The 14,575-nt window shown below is 66.2% G+C and carries 13 protein-coding genes; 6 read left to right on the plus strand and 7 right to left on the minus strand.

The genetic code is table 11. The features are described 5' to 3' along the window. Positions 1-436 precede the first annotated feature (436 nt). Positions 437-1,654 carry an aminotransferase class I/II-fold pyridoxal phosphate-dependent enzyme gene (locus AC07YR_RS18330; protein WP_494734858.1) on the plus strand — a complete coding sequence of 406 codons (1,218 nt, stop codon included), beginning with the start codon at positions 437-439 and terminating at the stop codon, positions 1,652-1,654. Positions 1,655-1,683: 29 nt separating this feature from the next. Here the strand turns inward: AC07YR_RS18330 and AC07YR_RS18335 are convergent, their stop codons facing one another. Then, the gene (locus AC07YR_RS18335; RefSeq protein ID WP_494734859.1) at positions 1,684-3,012 is read right to left on the minus strand and encodes a BTAD domain-containing putative transcriptional regulator; all 1,329 of its coding nucleotides are present in this window, start codon (positions 3,010-3,012) and stop codon (positions 1,684-1,686) included. A gap of 284 nt (positions 3,013-3,296) precedes the next feature. Between AC07YR_RS18335 and AC07YR_RS18340 the strand changes: the two genes are divergently transcribed. Then, positions 3,297-3,908, plus strand: a complete 612-nt coding sequence (locus AC07YR_RS18340; RefSeq protein ID WP_055804416.1) for a carboxymuconolactone decarboxylase family protein — start codon at positions 3,297-3,299, stop codon at positions 3,906-3,908. Between the two features lie 61 nt (positions 3,909-3,969). Here AC07YR_RS18340 and AC07YR_RS18345 read toward each other — a convergent pair whose 3' ends face one another. Further along, on the minus strand, positions 3,970-4,617 hold the full coding sequence (locus AC07YR_RS18345) for a TetR/AcrR family transcriptional regulator (protein WP_494734771.1): 648 nt from the start codon (positions 4,615-4,617) through the stop codon (positions 3,970-3,972). 81 nt (positions 4,618-4,698) lie between these two features. On the opposite strand from AC07YR_RS18345, the gene AC07YR_RS18350 reads away from it, so the two are divergent. Beyond that, complete coding sequence (locus AC07YR_RS18350; protein ID WP_494734772.1) at positions 4,699-5,787, plus strand: flavin-containing monooxygenase; 1,089 nt, start codon at positions 4,699-4,701, stop codon at positions 5,785-5,787. 82 nt (positions 5,788-5,869) lie between these two features. Here the strand turns inward: AC07YR_RS18350 and AC07YR_RS18355 are convergent, their stop codons facing one another. The 3 genes from AC07YR_RS18355 to AC07YR_RS18365 are packed head-to-tail and all read right to left on the minus strand — an operon-like array spanning position 5,870 to position 8,715. After that, a complete protein-coding gene (locus AC07YR_RS18355; protein ID WP_494734773.1) occupies positions 5,870-7,519 on the minus strand; it encodes an alpha-amylase family glycosyl hydrolase in 1,650 nt (549 codons plus the stop codon). Further along, entirely contained in the window at positions 7,516-8,250 is a 735-nt protein-coding gene (locus tag AC07YR_RS18360; RefSeq protein WP_494734774.1) for a hypothetical protein, read from the minus strand. The genes AC07YR_RS18355 and AC07YR_RS18360 overlap by 4 nt, the downstream gene beginning before the upstream one ends. 9 nt (positions 8,251-8,259) lie before the next feature. Next, on the minus strand, positions 8,260-8,715 hold the full coding sequence (locus AC07YR_RS18365; RefSeq protein ID WP_494734775.1) for a DUF1579 family protein: 456 nt from the start codon (positions 8,713-8,715) through the stop codon (positions 8,260-8,262). A gap of 81 nt (positions 8,716-8,796) precedes the next feature. On the opposite strand from AC07YR_RS18365, the gene AC07YR_RS18370 reads away from it, so the two are divergent. Next, positions 8,797-9,789, plus strand: coding sequence for a zinc-binding metallopeptidase family protein (locus tag AC07YR_RS18370; RefSeq protein WP_494734776.1), 993 nt, complete (start codon positions 8,797-8,799; stop codon positions 9,787-9,789). Between the two features lie 54 nt (positions 9,790-9,843). On the opposite strand, the gene AC07YR_RS18375 is transcribed toward AC07YR_RS18370, so the two are convergent. Then, complete coding sequence (locus AC07YR_RS18375; RefSeq protein ID WP_494734777.1) at positions 9,844-10,467, minus strand: dihydrofolate reductase family protein; 624 nt, start codon at positions 10,465-10,467, stop codon at positions 9,844-9,846. Between the two features lie 101 nt (positions 10,468-10,568). Next, positions 10,569-11,786, minus strand: a complete 1,218-nt coding sequence (locus tag AC07YR_RS18380) for an MFS transporter (protein WP_494734778.1) — start codon at positions 11,784-11,786, stop codon at positions 10,569-10,571. A 116-nt stretch (positions 11,787-11,902) separates the two neighbouring features. On the opposite strand from AC07YR_RS18380, the gene AC07YR_RS18385 reads away from it, so the two are divergent. Together AC07YR_RS18385 and AC07YR_RS18390 are read left to right on the plus strand one after the other, a co-directional pair. Further along, the gene (locus AC07YR_RS18385; protein ID WP_494734779.1) at positions 11,903-13,600 is read left to right on the plus strand and encodes a multicopper oxidase family protein; all 1,698 of its coding nucleotides are present in this window, start codon (positions 11,903-11,905) and stop codon (positions 13,598-13,600) included. 16 nt (positions 13,601-13,616) lie between these two features. Next, positions 13,617-14,390, plus strand: a complete 774-nt coding sequence (locus AC07YR_RS18390) for a hypothetical protein (protein ID WP_494734780.1) — start codon at positions 13,617-13,619, stop codon at positions 14,388-14,390. Positions 14,391-14,575: the final 185 nt, after the last annotated feature.

Here is a 14,575-nt window from a genome sequence, read left to right on the forward strand (position 1 = left end):
GGTCGAAACCGGTGCCGCGGCGGGGGCCGTTCCGAGGCCCAGCAGGAGGGGCAGTGCCGCGAGGGCGGCAACCAGGTTGATCTGAAGCAAAACGATACTCCTGGGTCTGGCCGGCCCGGTTGGATCGGGGGCAGGCATGGCGCAGCGAAGGCCGCGTTCGGGTGAGATGCGCAGTTGATCGAGCCCAGTTCCCGGTCAACCCATGGGACCGCGCACAAGGAGCGCCAGGGTCCGCCCCCTACTTTACGGATGTTGCGGCAGGTAGCGAAAAGCGGAAAAGCGAGTGTTGACCTGGCGGGTCCCTCATTGGTATGGGCCAGCGGAGTTCCGTCCCATTTACATTGCCGCCGGCGGGGGCCAGAATAAATCGCACAACAGCCTCCACTGGCTCAGCAGCGAGCTGACTTCCGTGCTGCTTAACCAGGGGGCTGATTTCATGGCCGGCATCTACGATTCAAAACTCTCCACCCGCGTGGATTTCCCGGCCCGGGCCAGGGCAGTGGCGTCCATTCCATCCTTGCTGAGGGTGCAGGGATTCCTGCGCACCCATGCCCGCCGCCAGCATGACCCGGGAATCTGCGATTTCACTTTGGGCAATCCGCATCAGATGCCGCAGGAGGCGTATGTCTCGGCGTTGCGGGACCAGCTCGAACCCCGGAACGAAAGCTGGTTTGCGTACAAGACGAACGGCGCGGAAGCCCAGGTCGCCGCGGCCCAATCGCTGCGGCGTCTGCTCGAGATGCCGTTCGAGCCGGAGGACTTCCTGCTCACCACGGGCGGTTTCACGGCCATAGCCATGGCGTTGAAGGCCGTGGCCGATCCGGGCGACGAGGTGATTTACAGCCTGCCGCCATGGTTCCTGTACGAACCGATCATTGTGGAGGCCGGGCTGGTGCCGGTCAAAGTGCACATCAACCCCGAGACGTTCGACCTGGATCTGATGGCTATAGCCTCCGCCATTACGCCGCGGACCAGGGTGGTGATCGTCAATACGCCCAACAATCCCACGGGCCGGATCTACCCGGAGACGCTGCTGGTGAAGCTGGCCGCGATGCTGGAACTCGCCTCGGAGCGGAACGGGCGGCGGATCTATCTCCTGTCCGATGAGGCCTACAACCGGATTGTGTATGACGGCGCCCGCTTCCACAGCCCTGCCGAGTTCTATCCGTACACGCTGCTGGCCTACTCCTACGGCAAGACGCACCTGGCACCCGGGGAGCGCGTTGGGTACCTTGCTCTGCCGCCCACCATGCCGGACCGTGACGGTCTGCGCGAAATCCTGAGCGCCCTGCAGGTTGCCCTGGGCTGGATCTACCCCAACGCCCTGCTCCAGTACGCGTTGCCCGCACTGGAGACATTCACCATCGACGTCGGGCAGTTGCAGCGGAAGAGGGACCGGCTGTACCAGGAGCTGACCGGGATGGGCTACCAACTGCACCGGCCGGAGGGCTCGTTCTACCTCTTTGTGCACTCACCGGTGGCCGACGACGAAGCGTTCACCGAGTCCCTGGCCACCCGGAACGTCTATGTACTGCCGGGCGTCCTGTTTGAAACACCCGGGTTCTTCAGGATCTCGCTGACCGCCAACGAGGAGATGGTGGAACGCAGCCTGCCCGTGTTCGCAGAGGCAATCCGGTTGGCGGAGGTTGGGTAGGGCGGAAGCAGAAGCGCGAGCCAGGGGCCCTAATCGTTGCCCTGTCCGAGCCTGGCCACTATGGACGGGTGCACCAGCATGTTGCCCGTTTTCGCATGACGGAGCGTTTCCAGCACGAGCGCCAGGGGGCCTTCCTTCGGAAGGAAGGCACACACTCCCATTGCCGCGGCTTCGCACAAAGCCGCGGGCGTACATTCGGCGGTCAGCATCACGATTCTCGTCTCCGGTAACGCCAGCAAGATCTGCCTGGCGGCGTCCAGCCCGCTACCGTCAGGCAGCCGATAGGACATGATCACGGCATCGGGCTTCACGGAACGCGTCATGGCCACACCTGACTCGACTGACGTTGCTGCCCCCACGCCATGCAGGCCCGGCTCGCGCTCCAGGGCATCAGTGAGCTGCTCGACGAACATTTCGGGGTGTCCAATTGTCAGGACCATCCGTTCGGCCGCCCCCGGCTCCGGTCGCCTTGGCTCGGGTCGCGCGTGTCCGGTGCCTCCAGTGCCTGGGGTACCCGCAATCTCGAGTACGGTCTCCGGTTCGTCGGTAGCGGCCGTGCCTTGCAGGAGGCGGGCGTGCGCCGCCTGCAGGATCGGCCCCGGCGCGCACCCCATTTCCTGGTCCATCACGTGCCGGCACCGGTCAAATTCCCGCAGCGCTGCGGTCAGCTGCCCGGACCGTTCCAGCCCAAGGACCAGCACCGTCCAGGCGCGTTCGGCCAGGGCATCGTCCTCCAGCGCGGCGGCTGCCCAGAGGATGGCGGTTTCTGATTCTCCCAGCGCGCACGCCGCCTGGGCAGCTTGGACTTTGGCCTCCACCACCCGCGCCGCGTGCAGGGTTCTTTCCTCCTCCGCCCAGGCGGGCAGGAGTTCTCCGCCGAGCAAGGGCGCTGGAGCAAGGGCGAGTGCCTCCGTCAGGAAGCTGAGAGCCCGCCGCGGTTCAGCCTGCGCGGCCAGGCGGAACAGGACGTCGAACCGGTCGAGGTCCAGGTCCACCAGGGCCCTGTCCATGAGGTAGCCGCCGGTCACTGTCTTCAGCGGTCCGGCCCGTCCAGACCCGGGCTGCAGGTGGCGGCGCAGGACGCTGACGTGGCTTTCCAACGTTGGATGCGCCAGGACGGGGGCGCGACCCTCCCACAACAGGTCGATCAGCCGCCCCTTCGACACCGGGCTGCCCAGATGGAGCAGAAGGATTTCCAGGATCTGGCGTGGCTTGGGTCCGCCCAGGTCATGCGCGCCCAGCGTCAGAGCCCCGCGTCGAACGGTCAGCGGACCCAGGACGCTGACGTCCAGCTTGCCGGACGGAACCATGGCCTCCGAAGCCGACAACCCTCTGTGCGGTTCTGAAACCAATTCCACTTCCAGCATGCGGGAAACCCCCAATTCCACACCGACGGCGATTAGGGACCATCCTTACTCAGCAAGCTGATCATTAGCCTGAGTAACCGCTACTTGTTAATCGGCCCCGGCTCCCTCAAAAACCGCCGTCGGCTACCCACTGCCCCTGCCGTTCCGCCGAACACGCCGGGCCATGTGTTGACTCACCGCGGGCCGCGGAGGAATATCGCAGGTGTCCGCACCGGCGCTGTCAGGGCTCCCGCCGTCGTGCAGCGCGGTGGCCCCAGCCGGAAGAAGGATCCTCCATGTCCATATTCGCCACCACTCCCGAAAGCCAGGCGTTCGGCCAAAAGGCGAAGATTTACGACGACGAACTCCGGTCCCGCGGCTACGTCGCCAAGCACGCCAAGGATCTGGCGGTGAACCCGGAAGCGTATCTGGCGTTCGAAGCGCTCATCAGCGCCATCACCCAGAACATGGACCTCCGGCGGTACGAGCTGGTCACCCTTGCCGCAGCCCAGGCACTCGGATCCGCCCACTGCCGGCTGGCCCACGGGCTAAAAGCCCTGCGGGCCATTGACGAGGAAGAGCTGATCCAGATCGCCCGGGACTACCACAACGCGGGACTGTCACCGGCGGAGGTGGCCATGATGGAGTACGCCGAACGGATCAGCACCGACGCCGTGAACATGACGGACTCGGACACGCTGGAGCTCAGGGACCACGGCTTCACCGACCGGGAAATCCTGGACATCACCCTCGCGGCCGGCGCCCGCAACTACCTGAGCCGCGTGCTGCAGGCCATCGCCGCCGAGGTGGACGTACCCACCAAGCTCTCCCCCCAGCTCCGCAGCGCCCTGTTGGCGCCGCTGGCCAAGTATGGAGCGGCCGCGAAGCCCCGCCACCGGGACGCCTGAACCGGCCGCCGCCGCCGTCAGGCCGCACGCCAAAGCCGTTCCTTACGCCAAGGGGGCTTCCCTACGCCAAAGCAGCGGCGAGCGCCCTGAGCATCCACTCCCGGTATGCCTCCGGGGTCCAGCCGGCGTCATTCACCAGCGTGCGGTAGGCCTGCGGGTGCCCCAGCGACCAGATGGCTGCGGCAGCGTCCTCGTCCGACATTCCCGACGTCAGGCCGCCCCGCTCGCGGACAGCCGCGGCCGCCTCGTGGTACCGCGTCAGCCGTTGCAGCGCCCGGGCCTTTTCCAGCTTCGCCACCTCCGTATCCACCGCCGCCGCCTGGGCAATAACAGCCAGCACCGCCCCTGTCCGCTGATGGACTTCCACGAACCAGTCCGCCAGCACGGCCAGCATGGATTCGAGATCCGGAGCCTGGCGGGTCCGTTCCCGCATGAACTCCAGCACCTGCGCCGGCGCGTTGGGCCCCGATGCTGCGGCGTCCAGCACGGCGGAGAGGAGCGCCGCCTTATTGCCCACGGAGTTGTAGACCGTCTGCACCGCAACCCCGCTCTCCACCGCGATGCCTTCGATGGTGGTGCGCACGTAGCCGTTCGCCAGGAAGAGCCGGCGGGCGGTGGCCACAATGTGCAGCCGGGTGTCCGCCGCCTGGGCCGTCCTGCGGGTGACCTTGGGTGATGCAGGGGTAGGTGCTGTGGTTTTTCCTGGCATGAACTTAGACTATCCCTCCACTCACTGGAATGGTATTCTAACGACATCGGAATAGGGGTTGTTCGGTCAAGGGAGCCAGTCATGGACCAGGACGTGCAGCAGTTTGATGTAGTGGTGCTCGGCGCCGGGCAGGCGGGTCTTGCCGCGGGCTATCACCTGTCCAGAGCGGGGCTGCGGTTCGTCATTCTGGAGCAGGCACCCCGGATCGGGGACGGCTGGCGGGCCAGGTGGGACTCCCTTCGGCTCTTCACCCCGGCCCAGCGCGACGGCCTCCCCGGCCTTGCCTTCCCGGCGGCCCGCAACACATTCCCTTCCAAGAACGAGTTCGCCGACTTCCTTGAGGCCTATGCCCGGGAGTTCAGCCTTCCGGTCCGGACCGGGGTGCACGTGGCGGCCGTTCGCCCAACGGACACCGGCTTTGCCGTCACCACAGGCGATGGCGTGCTCCAGGCGCGCAACGTCATTGCCGCCGTCGGCGCCAACGCGGTCCCCCGCATCCCGGCTGCGACCGCCGGGCTGGATGACGGGATCCTGCAACTCCACAGCTCGCAGTACCGGCACCCGTCGGACATTCCGGAGGGCGACGTCCTCGTGGTCGGCGCCGGGACCTCCGGTGCCGAGATTGCGCTGGAGCTCGCTGCCACCCACCGGACCTTCATCGCCGGCCGCCCCACGCCGCACGTTCCCGACCCCGTGCTGCGCTGGGCCGACCCCCTCTACTGGCGCTTCATCCATTTCATCCTGACGACGGACAACCCGCTGGGACGGAAGGTGCGCGCCAACTTCCACCGGCGCGGGGCGCCGCTCATCCGGATCTCGGTCAAGGACCTGGACAGGGCCGGCGTGGTCCGGCTGCCGCGGTTCAGCGCCGTTGCCGGCGGACAGCCGGCGTTCGACGACGGCACGTCCCGCAGCGTACAGACCGTCATCTGGGCGACGGGCTACAAGCCGTCGCTCGAGTGGATCGAGGGCCTGAACCTGACGGACTGGGGCTGGCCGGAAACCCGCCGCGGCGCCGTGCCGGAACTGCCCGGGCTGTATTTCGTGGGCATGCCGTTCCAGTACTCGCTCACGTCGGGCCTCATCGGCGGAGTGGGCCGGGACGCGGCGTATGTTGTGGACGGAATCCTGGCGCGAACCAGGGAAGGCGTCCCCGCTCCGGTTAAGTAGCCCCGCCCCCAACTAGGTAGCAGTTAATGTCGTTATGGGGGCTCAAAACGACATCTAATGCGACCTAGTTGGGCGGGGCGACCTAGTTGGGCGGGGCGAGTTCGAAGATCCCGCAGCCGAAGCCGTCCGCGTGGATTCCGCCGTCGTCGACCGTCACGCCCTTGCCGATCAGGCTCCGGACTGCCGAACCCGGAGGAAGCTCCACCGTCACCCGGGCCGCACGCCGGAGCGGGTTGACGACGACCAGGTGCGTCTCGTTCCTGACGTAAACGAGCGGATAGCCGACGGCGAGCAGTCTTCTGGACGGCCGGGTTCCCAAAGCCGGGGTTGATTTACGGAGTTGGACCAGGCCCCGGACAAAGTGCAGGAGCGACTGTGGATCGTCCATTTGCTCCGCTACGGTGGGCCGTTCCGGGTCGGGATCCTGCGGAAGGTACAGGTCCTGCGGCGCCGCGGTGGAAAATCCGGCGTTGGGAAGGGAGTTGTCCCACTGCATCGGGGTCCGGCAGCCAGCCCGGTTGTATTTGGGCGTCCAGATGCTGCCTTCCTTCTCGGGGGCATCTTCCAGGTAGCGCATGCCGATCTCGTCGCCGTAGTAGATCGACGGAATGGAACCCCAGGTCAGCAGGAACGTGAAAGCCGCCGGGAGTTGTTCCCGCGTCCGGTTCCCGCACACGAGCCGCGAGAAATCGTGATCGGCGGAGGGCAGCACCACCAGGCGATCCGTCCCGTTGGTCTCGGGATGGTGATTCCACAGGCTGAGGAACCTCTCAAAAGCACGGGTTCCCTCGGCAGCGTCAGCGTCCGCGTCGAAATAGCAGGGCTCGGTGCTCTCCTGCCAGGGCAGGATGCCCGCGCCGCCGTTGTTGAAGAGCGCGCTGTGTTCGTCGTGGATGACGAGCGAGAAGTCCGCATCGAAGCCGCCGCGCACTCCGGCGTCCGCGGTCCTCAGCTCGTCGCTCTCCGGGATGAGGACGGCGTCCGGATAAGCGCCGCGCATCCACTCCCCCAGCTCACGCCACAGAGCCGTGGTCTCAACGAGTCCGGGGTCGTCCTTCACCAGGGAGAATGCCATGTCCACGCGGAAACCCGCGATGCCCTGGTCCAGCCAGTACCCGATGATTTCCCGGAGCGCGGCCCTGTTCTGTTGGGGTCCCTCCGCGTCCGGCAGTTGCCGCCACGGTTCGTCCGGCGTCAGCCGCGCAAATCCAAAATTCAGCGCCGGCTGTTCCGGGAAGAAGTTCTTCAGGTACCAGCCGGGGCGGCTTCCCGGCGCGGCGACAAGGGCATCACCGGCGCGGTCCGACCAGACGTAGCGGTGGTCGGACTCGTCGTTCATGGATGCCTGGAACCACGGATGGTCAACGGACGTGTGGCCCGCCACCAGGTCCAGCAGCACCCGGATTCCGCGCGCGCCCGCTTCCTGGACGACGGCGATCATGTCCTCGTTTGTCCCGTAGCGAGGGGCGATGGTGAGGTAGTCCGAAACGTCGTAGCCCGCATCGCGGAAGGGCGAGGCGAAGCACGGGTTGAACCAGATCACGTCCACCCCAAGCCACTCCAGGTAGTCCAGGTGCCGCCGCACCCCGGCGAGGTCACCCACACCGTCTCCGTTCGAGTCCGCGAACGACTGGGGATAGATCTCGTAGATCACGGCGTCCGCCAGCCACTGAGGGGCCACCACGGCGCCGGCCGTGGCCTCCCTGCCAGCAGATGCCTCCACGCCGGTCACGAAGGCATCCCCGGAAGTGCGTGATGCGCGGCGGGGTCGAACGGGTCGAATGCGGCCGTGCCCATCATGAAGATCCCGCGCTGGGGAATCCAGAAGTCACCCAGCCGGGTCTGCACGGGGAGGGGCTTCAGGCTGCCCAGGTCCTCGCCCCGCAGCGTGGCGGTGCTTCCCGAGATGAACCACACCCGCTTGGGGTTGGCCCGGAAGCCCTGCCCGTTGGGTACCCGGCCAATGAGCCCCATCTTTCCCGACTGCAGCACCGGGCCCGCCACCGCTCCCATGACCCGCAGGAACGCCGGGTTCTGCCACAGTCTGGCCGGCAGCGCGGAGGCGACCGCGGACATCGCCCGGGTGATTGGTGTGGCGGCGAGGCTGACCTCCCAGTGGAGGCCGACGTCGTCCGCTACATCCACCGTGAAGCGGTGGTCATCAAGCCATGCGACGTCAATCCGGTGGACCGAGGTGGACTCCAGGGCGCTGCCGAAGTAGCGCGGGCAGGACACCGCAGCGGGCACACTCGTGTACATGGTCCAGGAACCGGAGGGGCGGCGCACCCACACCGATGTGTAGCCCGGCCCAACAGAGGTGACAGGGAACCTGCGCATGGCGAGCAGGTAGCCGGAGCTGAACGCCTGGCCCATGAGGCCGTAACCGGAAAACCGCTCGTCTTCCCCGTCCGGCAGCCGGGATTCGCGTTCGGCGGAGGCGATGATCGCCCTGATGGACTCCATGGCGCGCCCCTACGCCTGCCGCCGGTAGGTGGCCTCAACCACCTGGTACGGGTCGTGGCCCGGAACCACGTTGTGCATGGTGATGCGTCCGCCGTTGCCCGTGCCGGGCTCGACGTGGATCTGCCAGCCCCAGTCGGGGCCCTCCGGAGCTGGATATGTGCAGGCCAGCCGGACCACGCCGTCGTCGTCGATCGTCCCGGACAGGGTGAGCCACTGCGGCGCCGCATGGAAGGAATCCACCCAGACGGCAGTCGCGCCCGCCGGACCTGAGCCCAGAAGCAGCAGGCCGTTCTGCGGCTGGCCCTCCTGCGACCACGTGTACTCGATGGTCACGAAGTCCTTGGCCGTTACCGCGACCGTCGCGGCCGACACTGATTCCTGGTATTCATCGGTGGGCATGAACCGGAAACGGTTGTGGCCCTGCCAGCTTCCGGTGAACGGCGCCAAAAATTCGACAATTTTCATACGGGCAGTCTGTCCCGGATCCGCCTGCACCGCTAGTAGCGCAGCCCGGCGAAGCACATCTGACAAGGGTAGGATCGTGAGGTGAAAAAACAATCCTGCGGTGCCTGCGGTTCGGCCGTTTACTTTGAAAACTCGGTCTGCCTGCATTGCGGGTCCAATCTCGCTTACCTGCGGAACTCGCGCGCCGTGGTGGTTGCGGACAGCCAGGGCAAGCACACGGATGCGTCCGGAAACACCTGGCACCGCTGCGTCAATTTGTTGCTATCCGGGTGCACTTGGCTTGCGCCGGAGAGCGGCCGCCAATGCTTCAGTTGCGAGCTCACGCGTACTCGACCGAACGACAGCGATGCCAAGGGCCTGACGCAGTTCGTTGCCGCCGAGCAGGCCAAGCGCCATCTCATTGCCGAACTCGATGAACTTGGCATGCCCATCGTCACCCGCGCCGAAGATCACGACGGCGGCCTGGCGTTCGACCTGTTGTCCAGCGTCAAGGAAGATGTGGTGATCGGACACGCTGAGGGTGTCATTACCATCAACCTGGCCGAGAGCGACGACGCCTATCGCGAAAGAATGCGAACCCAACTCGATGAACCGTACCGGACCATGCTTGGTCATTTCCGGCATGAAGTGGGGCACTATTTCGAGACGGCGCTCGTGTTCGGCCACGAGGGACGGACGCGCGAGGCGAGGGAACTCTTTGGCGACGACACCAAGGACTACCAGGCAGAAATAGACCGCCACTACAGCGAAGGCGCTCCCGCGGACTGGAACGAGCAGTACATTTCAAAATACGCCACCATGCATCCCTATGAAGACTTCGCCGAGTCCTTCGCCCACTACCTGCACATCTGCGACACCCTCGATACTGCACGGGAGTTCGGACTAATTTCTGCCGCTTCCGGGGATTCCTCTTTCCGTAAGCGCGTGGAAAAGGAGTGGCTGCCCCTCTCGATAGCTTTGAACCAGGTCAACCGCAGCATGGGGAAAGCCGATCTCTACCCCTTCGTTCTCTCAAGTGCCGTGATCGACAAGCTCGAGTTCGTCCACGGGCTGCGCACTTCAGGGACCGCCTAAGCCTGCCTGCGGCGGGCGGCCCCGGCCTCCTGTTTAGGCTGCCAATGGCCCCGCTTACCCTTCCGGCTCGCCGGCCGCCATATCGCCGACGCCGGGCGTGCCCCCGGCGAGCGCGTAGCGCTGCAGCACCGCACCCTTCGGTGAGGCGAGCACCGGCTCGATGAGGGTGAGGTTCGTCGGCACCACCCCGTCGGCGAAGACCTTCTTTCCGCTGCCGAGGAGGATCGGATACACCCAGAGGGTGAGCCGGTCGAAGAGCTTCTCGGCGAAGAGGGTCTGCACGAAGTTGAGGCTGCCGATGACGTGGATGTTCTCGTGCTGGTCGCGCAGTTCGCGCACGCCGGCCGCCACATCAGGGCCGAGCAGTGTGGAGTCGGCCCACTCGAGGGTTGGCGCCTGCCGGGAGGCAACATATTTCGGGATGCGGTTGAACAGCTGCGCGATGTCACCGTGCTGATGCGGCCAGTACGCGGCGAAAATATCGTAGGTCCGGCGCCCCAGCAGCAGCGCGTCCATCCCCGCCATCCCGGACTGGATCTGCTCGCCGACCACCTCGTCGATGAGGGGTGCCTGCCAGCCGCCAAACTCGAAGCCGTCCGTAGGGTCCTCGTCCGGGCCGCCGGGCGCCTGCGCCACGCCGTCGAGCGTCGTGAACAGGTCTATATGGATCAGTCCCATGCCGTGTTCCTCCTCTGTCGCCCGTCGTCGTCCCGGCGACGGGATCACTTCGAGGCTGGCACACGATTCCCGGCGAAGCAACAGGTAATGGACGCCGGCCGCTAGTAGTTCCGGCGGTGCCTGAGCCGGGGAATGGTGATGGCAAATACGACGGCGGCGGCGAACCCCAGTACGCCGGTGGCCCAGACGCCGGCCCCCAGTGAGACGGCGGCGGTGACGCCGGAGAGGAGCACCGGGCCGCCGGTGGCGCCGGCGTCGGCAATAAAACGCCAGAGCCCCAGGAACTGGCCGCGGCCGCGGTCCGGGGAGAAGTCGGCGCCGAGGGTCATGATGAGGCCGGAGCTGATGCCGTTGCCGAACCCGATCAGCAGCGCCGCCAGCAGCAGGCCGACAAAGCTGCCCGTCAGCGGGATGAGCATCAGAGCGGTACCCATGATCACCGTGGACGGGATGGCCACCCACTGCCTGCCCTTGCGGTCCATGAGCTTGCCGGCCGGGTAGAACACCAGCATGTCGATCGCTCCGGAGAGTCCGTAGATCAGCGAGGCGTGCGTGGCGTCCATGCCCAGGTTGTCCGCCCACAGCGGGATGACCACCTGACGGGACGCCCGCAGTGCGCTGAGCAGCAGGATGCCGGCGCCCACGGTGAGGAACACCCCCGCGTGGGACCTGGCGATGCCGCGCATGGTGGGTTCCGGTCCGCGGTGCGCGTCGCCCGAACTGCCAACAGCGGGCAGGTCGGGGATGGTGACGGACAGGACGGCGGCCGCGGCCATGGCGGCCACACCCACCCAGCACGCGCCGCTGATTCCGGCAAACTGCATGACGCCGGCGCCCACGAACGGCCCGATGAAGATGCCGATCCTGCTCACGCCGCCCAGGGTGGACAGGGCGCGGGCGCGGAAGGCCACCGGCACCGCTTCGGTCAGGTATTTCTGCCGGGCCAGGCTGAAGACGCTTGCAGCCATCCCGACGACGATCATCGCCACGGCGAGCAGCCACAGTCCGTTGGGAATCACCGAGGACAGCCCCGCCGCCGTTAGCGCCAGCGCACCCGCTGCGGCGGCTCCCACGATGGACCAGCGTTCGCCGAACTTGAGGGTGATCAGGGAGGCCGGCAGGTTGAAGAACCACGAGCCCAGGCCGATCAACGTGACGATCAGCGCGGCCACCGCCACGGACGCGCCAAGGTCGCGGGCCGAAAGCGCCACCACCGGCAACACCGCCCCCTCACCGATGCAAAAGAGCAGCGCGGGCCCGAACGCGGGGACGGCAATGCTGCGGAGGCTGAAGGGTTTCGTGGCTTGTGCGGAGGTCATCCCTTTCATCCTATGCAGGCCCGGCCCGGACGGCCGCCGGCGGCCCCGCTCCAGCCTTTTTACAAGTTGCGCGGAGCATCATCTGATCAGGATTGAGCAAGCCATGAGGAGAGGTCATGACAACTCGCAGGGAAGTTCTAAAGCTGGGCGGAACGCTAGGGGCATTCAGCCTTGTGGGGATGAGGGGGGCCCCGCTCACCGTTCCCCCACCCACCACGCCGCCCATCACCACGAGCCAGCTGGCGCCTCAAAACACGCCGGTTCCCTATGCCGGCGTCTTCCGGCGGCCGCCCGTGCTGGAGCCGTTCGAGACCGGCTTCGACGACGGCGATCCCAGCCGGCCGTATGCCAAGTACGCGCTGACCCAGAAGCTTGGCCAAACCCAGTTTGTTCCCGGCCTCACCACCACGCTGGCCGGCTACAACGGCATTTTCCCCGGCCCCACCATCCGAGCCATCCAGGGCACCCGGACCGAGGTGCGGATCCGAAATGACTTCCCGGCGCTGGGCCTGCTGCATCCTCTGGCCTTCCAGACCGTCACCCACCTGCACGGCTCGGCGTCGCTGCCGCAGTACGACGGCTACGCCAACGACACCACCTCGCCTGGGTACGTGAAGAACTACCACTACCCCAACTGGCAAACCGGCCGCACGCTCTGGTACCACGACCACAAGCACCACGTGACGGCACAGAACGTGTACTCAGGGCTGGCCGGCTTCTACCCCCTCTCCGACGCGTTCGAACGTGACCAGCTGCCGCAGGGTGAGTTCGATGTGCCGCTGATGATCTCGGACGCACTGTTCAACGCCGACGGCTCCTTCGGCTACAACGACAACGACCACGACGGCCTGTGGGGCGACATCATCATGGTCAACGGGGTTCCGTGGCCGACGATGAAGGTGAAGCCGCGAATCTACCGTTTCCGGGTCCTTGTGGCCTCGATTACCCGTTCCTACCGCCCCACGCTTTCCACGGGCGAGCCGGTCTATATCGTTGGCACCGACGGCGGCATGGTGCCGAAGGTCCAGGCTGTCCAGTCCTGGCGGCAGGGAACTGCCGAGCGCTACGAGATCCTGATCGACTTCCGGAGGTACAAGCCCGGGCAGAAGATCCAGCTGAAAAACCTGAGCAACAAGAACAACGTGGATTTTGCCAATACGGACAAGATCATGCAGTTCGAGGTCGTGCGCAACTCCGGCTCAAGCAAGGGGACCATCTCCGCGATTCCCAAGACGCTCGACGACGGCGGCTCGCCGAATGCGGCCCGCGGCGGGCTGCCCACCATGAGCCTGACACCGGACCTGGTGGTCGCCAAACGGGAGCTGAGGGTGGAACGCGAGAACGGCGAATGGGTCGTCAGCGGCGTCACCTGGGCCGACGTGGAAGCTTCCGGATTTACCAAGCTGCTGGGCAACCCCCAGGCCTTTGACGTCGAGCAGTGGACCATCACCAACGCTTCCGGCGGCTGGTTCCATCCGGTGCACATTCATCTGATTGACGCGAAGATCATCGGCCGCAACACCAACGGCGGGCAGCCGTTCGCGTGGGAGACGGGGCCCAAGGATGTCTTCTATACCGGAGAGAACGAGTCCGTCACCTTGCTTACCCAGTTCGACACCGGAGCGCACACAGGCGGCCGCTACATGGTGCACTGCCACAACCTGGTGCACGAGGACCACGACATGATGGTCCAGTTCTCCGTGGGTGACCTCCGGAACAACGACCCGATCACCTCGGACCCGGCCGTCCCGGACACCCTGCCCGCCAACTTCTTCGTCCCGAAATACCAGCCGGGCTTCCCGGCGGGTACGTGAGATGAAGGCACCTGAGATGAAGGCGGCTGCCGTTGCCGTCTCGGTGGTGCTGGCTTCTTCCCTGTTGGCCGGCTGCACCGCCGGAGCGCCCGGTCCCCGTCCTTCCGACCCGTCCGGCGTCGTCCTGACGTCCGGGTCGGGCGCCGAGCTGGGGAACGGCCGGCCCCAGGTGAGCCACGACGGGCTAATGGTCCGCCGGCGCATTGCGGTGGCCATCCACCCTGCCCCGGACGCGGAGGTGGACAAGCTCCGCACGGCTCTTTCCTCGGCCGCGGGCAGCCTTGGACTGGCCATTTCCCCGATATCACCGGACGTCCTGGGGGCCAGCGTGCTGCAGCATACGGTGCCTGAACTCATTGTTGCGTTGCCGGGTGATGCCACCATCGCAGACGGCGGTGAGCTGGTTGACCTCGCATTCGGCCACGACCAGGCGTTTCCGGGACTGGACCACGTTCACGTGGCCCAGGTGCTGGTGCACGATCTCCGCTTCACCGTCAGCTCGCCGAACCCCGGCACCGTGGCTGAGTCCGTCGCGCTGGAAGGAATCCTCGCCGACGCGCTGGGCAACTATGACACGCGTGTAGGCGACGGCGAGCTCGAATTCGCGTACACCGGCCCGCTGCTGAGCGACAAGACGGTGGAGGCTGTCCGCCGCGGCGTTGCCCGCGCCGCAGGCAACACCGCGGACGACGTCAAAGTGGCTCCGCGGTCGGAAACGGGAACAGGCGTGGACATGACTAAGGAGCCGGCGGAGGCCGCCGCTGCCGAGGAACCCGTGCACGGCCACTGACGGCAAATAACGACGACGGGCCAGGCCGGCTGAGACAACAACATCTCAGCCGGCCTGGCCCTTCTTTATGCCTGTCTGGACCATGACCCACGGCAGCCTCTGGGCAACGCTGGGCACACAGCCAGGCACACAGCCGGGCACGGGAACAGGAAGGCCCCGGGGCCGCACGCACAAGGAGAACCCCA

Source organism: Arthrobacter sp. GW460-12-1-14-TSB2, from assembly GCF_059423525.1.